Genomic DNA, 14,650 nt, shown 5'->3' on the forward strand with positions numbered 1-14,650 from the left:
CGAAAGTCACAGCCGTCGTCGCGGGTGCCGGCGTCACCTTGTGCGCGCGGAACTCCCCGCACACACGAACCACTTAGCACTCTACCGATGGGAGTGCTAGCACTCAAGGGCGGTCGTGGAACAACTCAATGGGTGAGGTGCTCGACCATCAGAACCTGCAGTTCACCGACGAGGAAGCCGAGGATCGCGCCGACCATGATCAGCGTCTTCTCGTCCGCCTGGAAGGCCGGGCGCAGCACACCCTCGAACTCGTCGGGGCTCATCGCCGCCATCTTCTGCACCATCGTCGTGCGGATGTCGAGCTTCGCGTCCAGGTAGTCGTTCGCGTCCGCGAGCATCACCGGCATCGAGGCGACGAAGTCGTCCGCGCCCGCCCGCGACATCGGGCCGATCTGCGTCATGTCCAGGCCGCCCGCGACCTTCCCCACCTGCCCGCCGACGGCGCCCCCGACCATCCCCACGGCATCGGCGACCACGCCGACGAGGTTGCCGGCCGTGAGCGGCCCGACGCCCAGCTTGTCGAGGCCGAGGCTGTCCGAGTTGCTGCGCAGCGCCTTCTCGACGCTCGGCATCTCGTCCTCCATCGCCTCGCGGAGCACCGCGGCCACGACGGTCACCAGCTGGTCGCGCTGCGGGCCGGTGAACAGCGAGCGCACCAGCCGCTCGGCGGTGAGCACGCGGGTGGCGATGAGCGCGCCGTACTCCTCGGAGACCGGGATGCGGTGCTTCTGGAACAGTCCCTGCCACGGGATGAAGCCCAGGTACTTCTTCGGTTCCTTGGGATTGAAGATGAGCCGCAGCGCGGCCCAGTCCGTGAACCAGCCGGTGAAGAGGCCGAAGAGCGGCATGATCCACGGATTGCGGAAGAGGGCCCAGCACGCGGCCTGCAGCAGGCCGATGAAGAAGCCGAAGACGAGGCCGCTGTTGCGGATGAAGGCGAACTCCCGCCGGCCCACGTCGAGGAACATCTTCTCCAGCACGTCGGGGTCGGCCAGCACCTCCCGCGTGACCATCTCCTTGAGATCGAAGACCTCGTCGATGTTCTCCCGGATCGCCGTCACCAGCTTCGGAATCAGGTCCCGCGCGATCACCTGCGCGCGCTGGATCACCAGGTCGCGGGCCGCCGTGGGAAGGAGGTTCCAGAGGGCGGGCTGGTACTCCGCGGCGACGACCGGCACGATCCGCGCGACCTCGCGCCGCAGCTGCCGCTCCATCCGGTCGCCCAGCTCGTCCGCGTCGACCTTCTCGAGGATGTCCGACGCCGAGACCAGCCGGTCGGTCAGGGTGTCGCACAGCACCTCGACCATCTGCGGCGCCCGCTTGGGGATGATGCCCTGCCAGCCGAGCTTGCCGATGCCCTTGAACCGGTGCGGCCGGAACATCATCCGGATGGCGACGACCTTGGTCCCGTAGCCGATGAGGGCCGCGATGACCGGCATGGACAGGTAGATGAGCCAGTTCCGCTGAACGTCCGCAGTGATCTCGGCCCAGGTCTGCATGGCGGCCACCCTACGCACGACGACCGGTGATCGTGATGTGAATCACACGACCGGTCGCCCACCGCGAGACCCCGCCGCCGGGCCCCGGGCCAGGTACCCCGCCAGGTGCGGCGCCCGCGTCGTGATCTCGGCGATCCGGTCGTCGTTCCGGTCCGCGGCGCCGTCGAGCCGGCGCCGGGTCTCTTCGTCCATCGGGTAGAAGGCCTCGAGGACGAGGCTCTCGAGCACCACATCGCGCGGCCCGCCGAACGTCGTGAGGGTGCTGGCGAAAGCGAGCTCGCCCCCGTCGTCGCCCCGCATCCGGAACGGGACGAAGACGCCCGGCACGGGATCGGGGTCGACGGTGCCCGGCGGCGCGGGGTAATCGCTCAGCTCGCGGTACAGCTCGCCGAGCCGGGGGTCCGCGGTGCGTTCGTGCGAACGGCGCACCCGGGCGAGCACGGAGTCCCGCACCTGCGCGTGATTGAGCAGGCGCGGCGCGAGACCGTCGGGGTGCAGCGTCAACCGCATGACGTTGAGCGGCGGGGCGAGCAGCGCGGCGTCGACGCCCGTGACGAACAGCGCGGCTCCCGCGTTCGCGGTCAGCAGGTCGAATCCCGCGCCGAGGACCAGCGCGGGATAGGGAGAGTGGGCGGCGAGGACCGTCTCGAGCGCCGCGCGCACGGGCCGCATGGGCGCGTCGTCGAGGCCGTGCGCGGTGTACGCCGGCGCGAACCCGGCGGCCAGCAGGGCCTCGTTGCGGGCGCCGAGCGGCATGTCGAGCTGCTCCCCCAGCGCGGCGACGAGGCGCCGGCTCGGTCGCGCGCGCCCGGTCTCCACGAAACTCAGATGACGCGCGGAGACGCCCACCGCGAGCGCGACGTCGAGCTGGGTGCGGCGCCGCCGCACGCGCCAGTCCCGGATCATCTCGCCGCACGTCATCGTCTCGACGCTAGCCGCGACCGGTAGGCGTTCGCATTACCTCGCAGGTAATCGACGCCCGGCGTACTCGTCGCGAGACTCGTCGGCATGACGACCACGATCACCACCTCCGACCCGCTCTCGCCCGCCTTCACCCTGATGGCGGCGGGCCGCATCGCCTGGGGCACCGCCGCGGTCCTCGCCCCGCGTACCAATCTGCGGGTGGCGGGCGCGCCGTCGCTGGGCGCGCCGCACACCGACTACCTGATCGGCGTGTTCGGGGCGCGCGCCCTCGCGATCGGACTCGGCTACGTCACCGGCGACGCGGCGACGCGGGCGCGGTGGCGGCGCTTCGGCCTGCTCATCGACGTGGTCGACACGGTGAACGGGCTCGCCCGGCTCGCAGCCGTCGACGACGCGGAGTCGCGCCGTGCCGGTCGCCTGATGGTGGCGATCACCGGCGCCTACGCGATCGTCGGGCTGACGGACGCCGCCACTGGCATCGTCCGGTCCCGTCAGACCGCCCGCCGCGCCCGGTCCGCCCTGGCCGCGTAGGCGGCGCCGACCCCGAGCAGGGTGATCCCCACCAGCAGGAAGGCGATCACGCGCACGGCACCGTCGAGGGCGGCGAGGTCGAAGAGGAAGAGCTTCGCGACGGCGCCCGCGATGAGCGCCAGGCCCGCGACGGTGCCTGCCGTGCCCCCGTCGCGCCGCCGCTGCAGGAGCAGGTACGCGCCCGTGGTGATCCAGGCGACGGTCGCGACACCGTGGCCCCAGCGGGCGCCCTCCGCGCCGCCGAGGGCCCAGCCGACGTTCGCGAACAGCGCGGTGGCCGCACCGAGGGCCGCGACGCCGCAGACCGCGCCGACGAGGTTGCGCGCCTCCTCGGGAACCTGCGGCAGCAGGCGCCACGCGGCGACGACGGCGAGTGCGAGGGCGAGGGCCGCGGTCGCGAGGGCCGGGGCGGTGCCCGCGCCGAGGCGGACCGCGGAGTCGAGCAGGGTCACCGTCGGGCCGTACTGCTCGAGCGCGATCGCGAGACCCACGCCCCCGAGGGCCGCGCCGGCCCAGCAGGCCGACGGTTCGCGGCCGGCCGCGACGAGCGCGCCGACGCCGAGCGCGAGCACGACCGCGGGCAGCGAGGCGGAGGGCGTGGCGACGAGGGCGCCGATGAGCGCGGCGAAGGCGGCGACGCCGAACCACACGCCGCGGACCGCGGGCGCGGTACCCGACATCAGGCCGAGCGCGACCGCCGCGGCGACCAGGGCGAGGGCGGCGAAGGCCGCCGCCCAGTCGGGAGCGCCGGTCGTCGCCAGCAGGACGGGCGCCGACGAGACGATGCCGGCGGCGACCAGCGCCCAGGACCGGCCGGCGCGGGCGTCGGGGTCGGCTGCGGCGAGCAGGCCGACGACGGCGCCGAGCACCGTCGCACCGAGGATCGGCAGCGCGTCGGACGGGCCGGCGGCGAGGGCCAGCACCGCGAGGGTGAGCGAGGTGCCGGCCGAGCGGACCACGTGGAGCCAGGGCCAAGCGGCCGGGCGGGAGACGCCGATCGAGGCGATCGCGAGGATCAGGGTGAAGCCGCCGAGCAGGTAGGCGTTGCCGGCGAGCGGCGGCGCCAGCAGGTGGACCGGCGCGTAGAGCGCGATCCCGAGCCACTGGCTGCGCCAGCGCTGGGCCAGCGCGAGGCCGCCGAGGGCGATGAGACCCGACAGCGTGAGCCCGACGACCGGGGGCACCCATTCGTAGATCCCCGTGACCGCGACGGTGTCGAGGTAGGCAGCGGCGATGCCGGTGGCGGCGAGCGCGGCGGACCCGATGCGGCCGCCGGGCCGGCGGTGCAGCCAGAGCGCCGCCCCGAGGAGGCCCGCGGCGAGCGCGGTGCCGAGGCCGACGCGGACCGCGGGGCCGAGGAGTCCCGCCTGCGCGGCGAGGACGAGGAGCAGGGCGACGCCGATGAGCGTGACGAGGACGCCCGCGCCGGCGAGCACCCGCGCGACGGTGAAGACGGGCGGCCGTGCGGGCCGTGCCGGTGCGGGAGCGGGGAACGGCACCGGCGGGGGCGGCGGTACGGGCCGCGGCTGGGCCTGAGGCCGGGGAGCCTGCACGGGCCGCTGCGCCTGGGTGATGAGCACGGGGGCGGCGACGGGCCGCTGCATCGCGCCGAGCTCGGCCTGCATCCACTGCAGCCTGCGGACGGTGATGTCGAGTTCGGTGGCGAGCCGGGCGATCCGGGGGTCCGACTGCGAGGTGATCTGTGGCATGCCCTTACGCTGCCGCGCCGGGAGGCGGCGCGGCAGCGTAGGACTACTCAGAGGTCGGCGGTACTTCCCACCTCGGCCTGCGCCGCGGGGGCCTGCACCCCGGAGACGGGCGCCGCGGCGGGGGCGGCACCGTCGGACCGGCCGGGGCGGGCCAGGGCGAGCACCGTCACCGTGCCCGCGAGGCCGACGAGGGTGAGCCCGACGACAACGGCGATGGCTGTGGTCATCCCGGGCAGCAGCTGCCCGGGCAGGGCCTCGCTCCCCGCGCTGGTGGTGATCGCGGTGACGACGGCCATCATCACGGCGCCGCCCACCTGGATGAAGGTGTTGAGCAGGCCGGAGGCGAGGCCCTGCTCGTCGTCGTCCACACCCTCGGTGGCCTGGGAGTTCACCGCCGGGAACGTGAGGGCGAAGCCCACGCCGAGCAACAGGATCGTCGGGAACAGGAACAGCCAGTAGCTGGCCCCGGCCTCCGCGCGGAGGAACCACACGTACGCGCCGAGGAAGGCGGTGAGGCCGACTGCCACGAGGACAGTGCTGTTCACACGGTCGAGGACGGCGTCGATCTTGGTGGCCGAGGCCACCACGAGCAGGCCGGCGGGCAGGAAGGCGAGCGACATGGCGACGGGGCTCCAGCCCAGCGAGTCCTGCACGTAGAGCGTGACCAGGAACTGGAAGGCCGCGTAGCCGCCGAACATGACGAAGCCGGCGAGGTTGGCGTGCACCAGCCGGACGGAGCGCAGGATGCCCAGCCGGACCAGCGGGTGCCTGTGCTTGGCCTCGATGACGACGAAGGCCACTGCGAGCAGCGCGGACACGGCGAACAGGGTCAGCACCGTCGGCGAGGTCCAGCCGAGGTGGGGCGCCTGGACCACCGTGTAGACGAGGATCAGGAGCGCGCCGGTCGAGGTGACGGCCCCGGCCACGTCGAAGCGCTTGAGCGCGAAGGTCTCCGACGGTGCGGTCCGCGGGATGACCTTCCACCCCAGCACGACGAGCGCGAGGGCGACGGGGCCGGGGAACAGCAGGGTGAGCCGGTAGGACAGCTCGGTGAGCAGGCCGCCGAAGACGAGGCCCATCGAGAAGCCGGAGGCTCCCGCGACGGTGTAGATGGAGAAGGCCTTGTTGCGGGCCGGTCCCTCGGCGAAGGTCGTGGTGATGATCGACAGGCCCGCCGGGACGGTGAAGGCCGCGGCGACGCCCTTGATGAAGCGCAGCGCGATGAGCGCGGTCGGCACGTCGACGAAGGCGGTGGCGACGGAGGCGACGCCGAAGACGAGGACGGCGCCGAGGAAGACGGGGCGCCGGCCGATCAGGTCCGCCGCGCGGCCGCCGAGCAGCAGCAGGCCGCCGTAGCCGAGGACGTAGCCGGAGACGATCCACTGCAGGGACGACGGGTCCATGCCGAGGGCCGCCTTGATGGAGGGCAGTGCCACGCCGACCATCGAGATGTCGAGGGCGTCCAGGAACAGGGCGCCGCAGAGGACGAGCAGGAGCAGCCAGGTGCGGGAGGTCCAGCCGGAGGCGGTGGTGACGTGGAGCTCTTCCCTCCCGGGGGTCGGGTTCGACGGTGCTGTCGGGGGTTCGTGTGTCGTGGTCACTCCGGAGACTCTATGCGCACGCATTAAATGTGTCTACATTTAATGCGTGGGAATATTTTGCGTCGGTCCGGTGTAGACTGCGGGCATGAGCGTCAACGGCGACGTCGTTCCGATCGACACGAGCCCCTGCACCCCGGCGGACGACGCGCTGGCCGAGCAGTGGCACCGGCTGATGCGCGACTACTCGCGCATGACCTGCGCGCTCGACCGCGCCCTCGCGGCGCACGAGCTGACCTCGTCGGAGTTCGAGGTGCTCGAGCAGCTCGAACGCGCCCGGTCGGGCGCCCTCGACGGTGGCGAGAAGGTGCGGATGGCCGACCTGGCCGAGCACGTGCACCTCTCCCAGTCCGCACTGTCCCGCCTGGTGGCCCGCCTGGAGAAGGACGGCCTCGCGACCCGCACGATGTGCCAGAGCGACCGCCGGTCGGTGTTCACCTCGATCACGGACAGCGGCCGCGAGCGCTACGACGCGGCCCGGCCGACCCAGCGCGCGGTCCTGCGCGCCGAGTCGGCCGAGTGCGAGATGCGGGAGTACCTCTGCGGCGAGGAGTGATCAGCCGGCGAAGGCCGCGACCGCGCGGTCGATGAGGTCCGCGATCTCCCGCGGGTGCGAGGCCAGCGAGGCGTGGCTCGCGTCGAGCTCGATGACCTCACGGGCGCCGATGCGCTCCGCCATCCGACGCTCGTTGTCCGGGTGGATCATCCTGTCCTGCGTGGACACCTGGTACCAGCTGGGCTTGTGCCGCCACGCCGGATCCGTCACGGTATCGCCGAAGGTGGAGCCCAGCGGCGCCTTCTGGGTGACGGCCATGACGAGCGCCGCATCCTCGTCGAGATCCTGCGCGAAGCTCTCGCGGAAGCGGTCCTGCGCGATCCACAGGTAGCCGTCGGAATCGGGCGCGATCGCGTCGACCGCGGCCGGCGGGTGCTGCTCGGTGATCGCTCCGGGGCTCTCGCCGGCGTCCGGCGCGAAGGCCGCGATGTACACCAGCCCGGAGACATTGGGCTGGTTGCCGGCCTCGGTGATCACGGCGCCGCCGTAGGAGTGGCCGACGAGGAGCACGGGACCGTCGACCTGCGCGACCATCTTCCGCGTGCGCTCGGCGTCGTCGGCGAGAGAAGTGAGCGGGTTCTCGACCGCGCGCAGCTCGGGGTAGCCGCGGCGCCGCAGCTCGACGATGAGATCCCCCCAGTGGGCGGCCCCGCCCCAGAATCCGTGGACCAGGACGATCGTGGGCTTCTCCGTCATCTGTCGTGACCTTTCATGTGCAGTGGCTTATCCTTGCCCTGTCCACGTTAGAAGGATTTCGGATCAAACCATATGCCTGATTCACCCCTTTTCTTTGCCGATCGTCCAGGCGATGCGCCGGACGCGCTCAGCTCCCTGCTGCGCGCCGTCCACCTGCGCGGAGACCGGGTGCGCCGCGGTTCCTCGCCGGAGCCGGTCGCGCTGCGGGTCACCGGCCGCCGGGTCGTGCACCTCGCGGTCTCCGACGGGCTGACGGTGCGCGTGGGCGGCACGACGGTGGCGCTGGGGCCGTCCGACATGGCGCTCCTCCCCCGCGGCGACGAACACGTGCTGTCGGGACCCGCGGGCGCCGAGTGGGTCACCGGGGAGTTCACCGCGGATCACTCCGTCGCCGACCCCGTGCTCGCGGTGCTGCCACCGGTGATCCACTGCTCCGGGGCGGCGCCCGACGCGCAGTGGCTGCGGGCCAGCCTGGAACTGCTCCTCGCCGAGACGGATTCGCCGAGCCCGGGGAGCCACGTCATGGCGGCGCGGATCCTCGACCTGCTGTTCATCCACGCGCTGCGCCAGTGGGCCGCGCAGGCCGATTCGGGGCCCGGCTGGCTCACCGCCGCGATGGACCCGCGGCTCGGCCCCGTGCTCACCGCCGTGCACGCGCACCCCGAACACCCCTGGAGCATCGACGAACTCGCGCGCGTGGCGAGCCTGTCGCGGTCGGCGCTGGCGGCGCGGTTCACGCGCTCGCTGGGCCTGCCGCCCGCCGCGTACGTCGCCGCGCAGCGGCTCGATCGGGCCGCGGACCTGTTGCGCGAGACCGATTCTCCGGTCGCGGAGGTGGGCCGCGCGGTGGGCTACGCGTCGGAGGCGGGATTCAGCCGCGCGTTCCACCGCCGCTTCGGCGCGCCGCCCCTGCGGTGGCGCGCGCAGCAGTCGTCCCACTGAGTCGACGGATCCCGCCGCGTTCCAGGAGGAACGGGCGGGATCGTCGGCGCGGAACGCTACTTCGCAGCGGCCGGAACCTCGGCCGGCGCAGCCTGCTCCGACTGCTCCACCTGGGGCTTGGGGATGAGCAGCGCGATGACGCCGGCGAGCAGCGCGGCGACGGCGGCGACCACGAAGATCGTCTCGAACGCGCCCTGCGTGGGGATGACGTGACCGGCCATGGTGACCGACTTCGCGGAGATGATCGCGGCGGCGACGGCGGAGCAGATCGTGGTGCCCAGCGAGCGCATCAGCGCGTTGAGGCCGATCGCAGCGCCGGTCTCGCTCTGCGGCACGGAGGACATGATGATCGTCGGCATGGCGGCGTAGGCGATGGCGACGCCGACGGTGCCCACGATCGACGCGAGCGAGAGCTTCCAGGCCGCGTCCATGAGGAAGTACGCGAGCACGTAGCCGCCGGCCACGACGAAGGCGCCGATGGCGAGGGTGACGGCGGGGCCGACCTTCTTGATGAGGATGCTGGAGACCGGCGCGAAGATCATCATCATGATGCCGCCGGGCATCATCCACAGGCCCGCCTCGAGCATGCTCTTGCCCAGGCCGAAACCGGTGGCGGTGGGGTACTCCATGATCTGCGGGACGCAGAGCATCATCGCCATCATGCCGAAGCCGATGGTGACGGTCGCGATGTTGGTGATGAGCACGCGCGGCCGCGCGGAGGTGCGCAGGTCGACGAGCGGGTCGTCGTGCCGCAGCTCGTAGGCGCCCCACGCGAGCAGCACGATCAGGCCGCCGATGAGCAGGCCGAGCGTGGTGCCGGAGGTCCAGCCCCAGTCGTTGCCCTTGGAGACGGCCACGAGCGTGGCGACCAGGCCGACGGCGAGGCCGATCGAGCCGATGACGTCGATGCGGCCGCCGACGCCGGGGGTACCGTCGGGAAGCACGAACAGGACGGCGGCGAGGATGAGCCCGGCGAGCACCGTCGAGACCCAGAACAGCATGTGCCAGTCGTAGGTCTGCGCGATCCACGCCGAGAGCGGCAGGCCGATGGCGCCGCCGACGCCGAGGGTCGCGCTCATGGCGGCGACGGCGGTCGCGGTCATCGCCGGGGGCGTGACCTCGCGCATCATCGAGATGCCGACGGGGATGAACGCCATGGCCAGGCCCTGCAGCACGCGGCCGAGCAGCATCAGGAGCAGCCCCGTGGACAGGGCGGCGGCGAGGGAGCCCGCGACGAGCAGTGCCGCGCTGAGGATGAGGACGCGCCGCTTGCCGATCATGTCGGCGAGACGGCCGCCGATGGGCATCGCGACCGCGGCGGCGAGCAGCGTGGCGGTGATGACCCAGGACGCGTTCGCCGTCGAGGTGTTCAGCAGCTGCGGAAGCTCGGGCTGGATCGGGATCACGAGCGACTGCATGAGCGCGGCGACCATGCCGCCGAAGCACAGGATGATCACGGTCACGAGTGGGTGGTTCCGGCGGGAGCCGCTCGGTGCGAGCGCTCCCTGCCCGGTAACGGTGCTGGTCACGAGGACCACCTCTCTACGTGGGGAAACGATTGAATGTGTGTAACATACATATCGTTGAACTGTGCAACCATATGCCTCGAGCCCGCACCGTGCAACACGGACATTCCGCCGGCCTGACAGAATCGGCGGATCGATCCTCGAGGGAGGAAGCATGGACGACGCGGCGCGCCGCCTCGAGCGGGAGATCAACGCCCTCGGGCGGCACATGCGAGCGCGCCCGCGGTCGATGGAGCTGCACCTCGACCGGTCGGCCTACCTCGTACTGCTGCTCCTCGACTACGCCGGGCCGAGCACGCTCAAGGAGATCGCCACCGAGCTCGAACTCGAGCAGTCGACGGTGAACCGCCAGGTCAACAAGGCCATCGAGCACGGGCTGCTCGAGGCCGACGGTGCCGTGTCCGGCCCGAAGCGCATCCGCGCGACCGCAGCGGGGCGGGCGGCCTTCCAGCGCGACCGCGACGTGAAGCTGCGCGGGATCGGCTCGATCATGGCCGACCTCGACGAGACCGACCGCGAGGCGCTCATCTCCGGTCTCACCGCCCTCAACGCGGCGCTCGCCGCGCGGGCCGGGGAGTCCTGACGACGCCCTCGCTCGCCGCGCCGCGTCAGAGCTTCGTCAGGGTGACCGAGAGCCCCGGGTCGGTGGCGGCGCCGAGGTCCGTCGGGGTCGGGTCCGCGTCGATGACGTGCGCGCCCAGCGCGGCGATCATGACCCCGTTGTCGGTGCACAGCCGCGGCTTCGGCACGCGCAGCTCGATGCCCGCGGCGTCGCAGCGCTCCTGCGCGAGCGAGCGGATGCGCGAGTTCGCGGTGGCGCCGCCGCCGAGCACCATCGTCTCGACGCCGACGTCCTGCGCGGCGCGGATCGCCTTGAAGGTCAGCACGTCCGCGACGGCCTCCTGGAAGGACGCGGCGACGTCGGGCACGTTCAGGGGCCGCCCCGCGGCGTTCTCGGCCTCGACGTGTCGCGCGACGGCCGTCTTGAGGCCGCTGAACGAGAAGTCGTGGCGCGCGTCCTGCTGCCGGGTCATGGCGCGCGGGAAGCGGATCGCGGTCGGATCCCCCTGGCGGGCGAGCTCGTCGATGACGGGGCCACCGGGGTAGCCGAGGCCGAGCAGGCGGGCGACCTTGTCGAAGGCCTCCCCCGCGGCGTCGTCGACGGTGGTGCCGAGTTCCGTGATCGGGGCGCCGAGGTCGGTCACGTGCAGCAGGTGCGTGTGCCCGCCGGAGACGAGCAGCGCGACGCAGGGCGGCATCGGGCCGTGCTCCAGGGTGTCGACGGCGACGTGCCCGCCCAGGTGGTTGAGGCCGTAGAAGGGCACCTCCCACGCCGCCGCATAGGCTTTCGCGGCCGCGACGCCCACGAGCAGGGCCCCCGCGAGGCCCGGTCCGATGGTGACGGCGAGCGCGTCGGGCCGGTCGACGCCGGCCGTGGCGAGGGCGCGCCGCATCGTCGGGACGATGGCCTCGAGGTGTGCGCGCGAGGCGACCTCGGGCACGACGCCGCCGTAGCGGGCGTGCTCGTCCTGCGACGAAGCGACCTCGTCGGCGAGCAGGCGCGCCGTCTTCGACTCCGGGTCCCAGTCGACGATGCCGACGCCGGTCTCGTCGCACGAGCTCTCGACACCCATGACGATCATCGCTGTCCCTGCGCTTCCCGCTTCATCGTGTAGGCGTCGGCCCCGGACGGCCGGTAGTAGTTCTTCCGCACCCCGACGACCGCGAATCCGTTGCGCTCGTAGAGCGTCCGGGCCGGGTCGTTGTCCGTGCGCACCTCGAGGAAGACGGATCCGCCGTGCCGGTCGGCCTCGTCGAGCAGGGCCCGCAGGAGCGCGTACCCGACTCCCCTGCCCTGGTACTCGGGGTCGACGCCGATGGTGAGGACCTCGGACTCGGGGAAGAAGGTGTTGCCCAGCAGGCCGATTCCGGCGTAGCCGACGAGCCTGCCGTCCGCGGTCTCGTCGCGGGCGGCGAAGAAGCGGGTGTGCCGCTCTGGCGTGAACGCCGAGGCCGGCCAGGGGCTGTCGCCGGCGAACAGGACGGTCTCCAGTTCGGCGCAGCGCGCGGCCTCGTCGGGACGCAGCGGTCCGATCGGGATATCAGGCACGCGAAGCCATTTCGACGGCGTCGGGACGGCGCAGGTACAGCGGCACGAGCGGCCGCGGCGCGGTCCCGAGGAGGTGCGCGCCGACCGCGGCGAGGCTCGCCGGCGTCGGCGAGCCCTCGACGACCCGCGCACCGTCGACGTCCAGCTCGGCCGGCTTGATCACGCCGGGCCCGGCCGTGCGGACGCCGTCGGCGTACCGCGCCCAGTAGACCTCCTTGCGGCGCGCGTCCGTCACGACGACGACGTCACCGGGCTCACCGTGCGCGATGGCATCGAGGCTGCACACGCCGTGCACCTCGATGCCGAGGGCGTCGCCGAACGCGGCGCTGGTGGCCATCCCGACCCGCAGGCCCGTGAACGGGCCGGGGCCGCAGCCGACGATGACGGCACCCAGGTCGGCGCGGCGCAGCCCCGCCTCCGCGAGGCATTCGAGCAGGTAGGGCACGAGCACCTCGGCGTGGCCGCGGGCATGGGTGCGGTCGCGGCGGGCGAGCACGGCGCCGGTCTCGGAGTCGACGATGCCCACCGTGAGCGCCGGCGTGGCGGTGTCCAGGGCGAGCACGTACATACCTGCAGGTTACCGCCTCGGCGTGGTGCGCCCGAAATCCGCGAGGCGGTCACGCCGGGCGCATCAACCCCCGGACGAACTGCGCGATCACGGCCCTGACCTCGGCCAACGCCGCGTCCCGGTCGTCGGCGCGTGTGACGTAGAGGGCGGATTCATCGAGCATGCCGAGGATCACGTGCGCGAGCGGGCGCACCGGCTGCGGCGCCATCCACCCCTGCTCGATCGCCTGCGCGAGAAGGCCCTCGATCACGGCGAGCCCGTACTTCTCGCCGCGGGCGCGCCAGCCCTCCCAGCCGAGCACGGCGGGAGCGTCGATCATCGTGATCCGCGTGATGCCCGGCGCCGCGATCGCCTCCATGAAGGTGTCGACCGCGAGCAGCATCGTGTCGACGGGCTCGAGGTCGCCGGCCGCGAGCACCGCCTGCGCGGCGCCGCTGATCGTCTCCTCCTCGACGGCGTCGAAGACGGCCTCGAACAGGCCGCGCTTGTCCCCGAACTGGTGGTAGAGCGCGCCGCGGGTCACGCCCGCCGCCTCGACGATCGCCTGGGTACCGACGCCGGCGTAGCCGTGGTCGGCGAACAGCGTCCGCGCCGCGGCGATCAACGCGGCGCGGGTGGCGGCGGTGCGCTCCGCCTGCGTGCGGCGGCCGCCCCGCTCCTCACCATTGACTTCCATACAGGTTGCACGTAACTTTCATACCGAGTGTTCGTAACTACGCTCCGACCTTAGCCCCCGACTCCGCGAAGGGTGTGCCATGCGGTGGTTCTACCTGGCCATGATGGTGATCGGCACCGTGGTGCCGTGGGCCTTCTTCGGCGACTTCTTCGCCGCGGAGGGGCTCGACCTCCCCCTGTTCGTCACGAGCCTGGTCCCCAACGGGGCGGCGTCGGGCTTCACCGCCGACGTGCTGCTGTCGATCGTCGTCTTCCTCGTCTGGTCGGCGGCGGACGCGCAGCGAGTCGGCGTGCGGCGCTGGTGGCTCGTGATCCCGGCGACCTGCCTCGTCGGGCTCTCGCTCTCGCTCCCCCTCTACCTCTACCTGCGCGAGACCCGCGCCGACCGGGAGACCACCGGCGGCGCCGCGCCCGCACCGTCAGGAGTCCCCGCATGAGCCTCGCCTCGCTCCCCACCGGCACCGTCGACTTCCACGTCTACGGCCCCGAGACCTCCGACCGTCCGCCCGTGCTGTTCGTGCACGGCGCCGTCGTCGACCTGCAGCTGTGGGACCGCGTCGCGGGAACGCTCGGCGCCGCCGGACACCGCTGTTGGTCGGTCACGTGGCCGCTGGGCTCGCACCGCATCGCCTGCCCGGACGCCGTCGCCGACGGTCCGCGCGGCGTCGCCCGCATGGTCGCCGACTTCATCGAGGACCAGGGCCTGCAGGGCTGCACCCTCGTCGGCAACGACACCGGCGGCGCGGTCTGCCAGTACCTGCTGCACGAACGTCCCGAGCTGATCGGCCGCGTGGTGCTCACCAATTGCGATGCCTTCGAGGTGTTCCCGCCGCAGCCCTTCGCGGCGCTCTTCGCCATGCTCCGGCACCGCGCGACGATCCGGCCGCTGATGACGACGATGCGCTCGACGGCCCTGCGGCACTCGCCCATCGGCTTCGGACTGCTCGTCACCGATCCCGACCCGGACGTCACCGCCTCTTGGGCGCGGCCGACGCAGGTGGCCCCGAAGATCCGCGCCGACCTCGCGGCGCTGCTCGCCGGGATCGATCCGTCCGACCTCGCCCGGGTCTCACCGACGATGCGCGCCTTCCCCGGGCCGGTGACGTTCGTCTGGGGCATGGCCGACCGCGCCTTCACGCCCGCGCTCGGCCGCCGGCTCGCCGCCGCCTTCGGGGACGACCGGCCGGGCGGCACACGCTTCGTCGAGGTCGACGGTGCCCGCACCTTCGTCTCCCTCGACGAACCGCAGGCCGTCGTGCGGGCGATCACCGAGATCGCCGCGCTGCCCACCCGGTAGCTCCCCGCCCCGGTTACCG

Annotated in this window: 16 protein-coding genes; 6 read left to right on the forward strand and 10 right to left on the reverse strand. The window is 72.5% G+C overall.

What is annotated here, in order from left to right; translation table 11 throughout:
- Window positions 1-125: 125 nt before the first annotated feature.
- Together BLW32_RS22460 and BLW32_RS22465 are read right to left on the reverse strand one after the other, a co-directional pair.
- Window positions 126-1,499 (reverse strand): DUF445 domain-containing protein, encoded by a 1,374-nt coding sequence (locus tag BLW32_RS22460; RefSeq protein ID WP_068741591.1) that lies wholly within the window; start codon window positions 1,497-1,499, stop codon window positions 126-128.
- Window positions 1,500-1,541: 42 nt separating this feature from the next.
- A complete protein-coding gene (locus BLW32_RS22465) occupies window positions 1,542-2,420 on the reverse strand; it encodes an MmyB family transcriptional regulator (protein ID WP_074850796.1) in 879 nt (292 codons plus the stop codon).
- 87 nt (window positions 2,421-2,507) lie between these two features.
- Between BLW32_RS22465 and BLW32_RS22470 the strand changes: the two genes are divergently transcribed.
- On the forward strand, window positions 2,508-2,954 hold the full coding sequence (locus BLW32_RS22470) for a hypothetical protein (protein ID WP_068741590.1): 447 nt from the start codon (window positions 2,508-2,510) through the stop codon (window positions 2,952-2,954).
- On the opposite strand, the gene BLW32_RS22475 is transcribed toward BLW32_RS22470, so the two are convergent.
- Together BLW32_RS22475 and BLW32_RS22480 are read right to left on the reverse strand one after the other, a co-directional pair.
- The gene (locus tag BLW32_RS22475; protein ID WP_068741589.1) at window positions 2,915-4,663 is read right to left on the reverse strand and encodes a DUF2339 domain-containing protein; all 1,749 of its coding nucleotides are present in this window, start codon (window positions 4,661-4,663) and stop codon (window positions 2,915-2,917) included. The two genes, BLW32_RS22470 and BLW32_RS22475, sit on opposite strands and share 40 nt — an antisense overlap.
- A 47-nt stretch (window positions 4,664-4,710) precedes the next feature.
- Window positions 4,711-6,288: an MFS transporter gene (locus BLW32_RS22480; RefSeq protein WP_082791382.1), complete on the reverse strand. Its 1,578-nt coding sequence runs from the start codon at window positions 6,286-6,288 to the stop codon at window positions 4,711-4,713.
- Between the two features lie 61 nt (window positions 6,289-6,349).
- Between BLW32_RS22480 and BLW32_RS22485 the strand changes: the two genes are divergently transcribed.
- The gene (locus BLW32_RS22485) at window positions 6,350-6,817 is read left to right on the forward strand and encodes a MarR family winged helix-turn-helix transcriptional regulator (protein ID WP_068522540.1); all 468 of its coding nucleotides are present in this window, start codon (window positions 6,350-6,352) and stop codon (window positions 6,815-6,817) included.
- On the opposite strand, the gene BLW32_RS22490 is transcribed toward BLW32_RS22485, so the two are convergent.
- Window positions 6,818-7,513 carry an alpha/beta hydrolase gene (locus tag BLW32_RS22490; protein WP_068741588.1) on the reverse strand — a complete coding sequence of 232 codons (696 nt, stop codon included), beginning with the start codon at window positions 7,511-7,513 and terminating at the stop codon, window positions 6,818-6,820. It lies immediately after the preceding gene.
- 72 nt (window positions 7,514-7,585) lie between these two features.
- Between BLW32_RS22490 and BLW32_RS22495 the strand changes: the two genes are divergently transcribed.
- Window positions 7,586-8,455, forward strand: a complete 870-nt coding sequence (locus BLW32_RS22495) for an AraC family transcriptional regulator (protein ID WP_068741587.1) — start codon at window positions 7,586-7,588, stop codon at window positions 8,453-8,455.
- 56 nt (window positions 8,456-8,511) lie between these two features.
- On the opposite strand, the gene BLW32_RS22500 is transcribed toward BLW32_RS22495, so the two are convergent.
- On the reverse strand, window positions 8,512-9,984 hold the full coding sequence (locus BLW32_RS22500) for an MFS transporter (RefSeq protein WP_231857370.1): 1,473 nt from the start codon (window positions 9,982-9,984) through the stop codon (window positions 8,512-8,514).
- A 151-nt stretch (window positions 9,985-10,135) separates the two neighbouring features.
- Here BLW32_RS22500 and BLW32_RS22505 point away from each other — a divergent pair, with 151 nt between their 5' ends.
- A complete protein-coding gene (locus BLW32_RS22505) occupies window positions 10,136-10,564 on the forward strand; it encodes a MarR family winged helix-turn-helix transcriptional regulator (protein ID WP_068522548.1) in 429 nt (142 codons plus the stop codon).
- A 25-nt stretch (window positions 10,565-10,589) separates the two neighbouring features.
- On the opposite strand, the gene tsaD is transcribed toward BLW32_RS22505, so the two are convergent.
- The 4 genes from tsaD to BLW32_RS22525 are packed head-to-tail and all read right to left on the reverse strand — an operon-like array spanning window position 10,590 to window position 13,335.
- Window positions 10,590-11,624, reverse strand: a complete 1,035-nt coding sequence (gene tsaD, locus BLW32_RS22510) for a tRNA (adenosine(37)-N6)-threonylcarbamoyltransferase complex transferase subunit TsaD (RefSeq protein WP_068741585.1) — start codon at window positions 11,622-11,624, stop codon at window positions 10,590-10,592.
- Entirely contained in the window at window positions 11,621-12,091 is a 471-nt protein-coding gene (gene rimI, locus BLW32_RS22515; RefSeq protein ID WP_068741584.1) for a ribosomal protein S18-alanine N-acetyltransferase, read from the reverse strand. The genes tsaD and rimI overlap by 4 nt, the downstream gene beginning before the upstream one ends.
- A complete protein-coding gene (gene tsaB / locus BLW32_RS22520; RefSeq protein WP_068741583.1) occupies window positions 12,084-12,659 on the reverse strand; it encodes a tRNA (adenosine(37)-N6)-threonylcarbamoyltransferase complex dimerization subunit type 1 TsaB in 576 nt (191 codons plus the stop codon). The genes rimI and tsaB overlap by 8 nt, the downstream gene beginning before the upstream one ends.
- Window positions 12,660-12,708: 49 nt before the next feature.
- Window positions 12,709-13,335: a TetR/AcrR family transcriptional regulator gene (locus tag BLW32_RS22525; protein ID WP_068741582.1), complete on the reverse strand. Its 627-nt coding sequence runs from the start codon at window positions 13,333-13,335 to the stop codon at window positions 12,709-12,711.
- 79 nt (window positions 13,336-13,414) lie between these two features.
- Here BLW32_RS22525 and BLW32_RS22530 point away from each other — a divergent pair, with 79 nt between their 5' ends.
- Window positions 13,415-13,771: a DUF2834 domain-containing protein gene (locus BLW32_RS22530; RefSeq protein WP_068741581.1), complete on the forward strand. Its 357-nt coding sequence runs from the start codon at window positions 13,415-13,417 to the stop codon at window positions 13,769-13,771.
- The gene (locus BLW32_RS22535; RefSeq protein ID WP_068741580.1) at window positions 13,768-14,631 is read left to right on the forward strand and encodes an alpha/beta fold hydrolase; all 864 of its coding nucleotides are present in this window, start codon (window positions 13,768-13,770) and stop codon (window positions 14,629-14,631) included. The genes BLW32_RS22530 and BLW32_RS22535 overlap by 4 nt, the downstream gene beginning before the upstream one ends.
- The last annotated feature ends 19 nt before the right edge of the window (window positions 14,632-14,650 follow it).

Source organism: Tsukamurella tyrosinosolvens, from assembly GCF_900104775.1.
GTDB lineage: Bacteria > Actinomycetota > Actinomycetes > Mycobacteriales > Mycobacteriaceae > Tsukamurella > Tsukamurella tyrosinosolvens.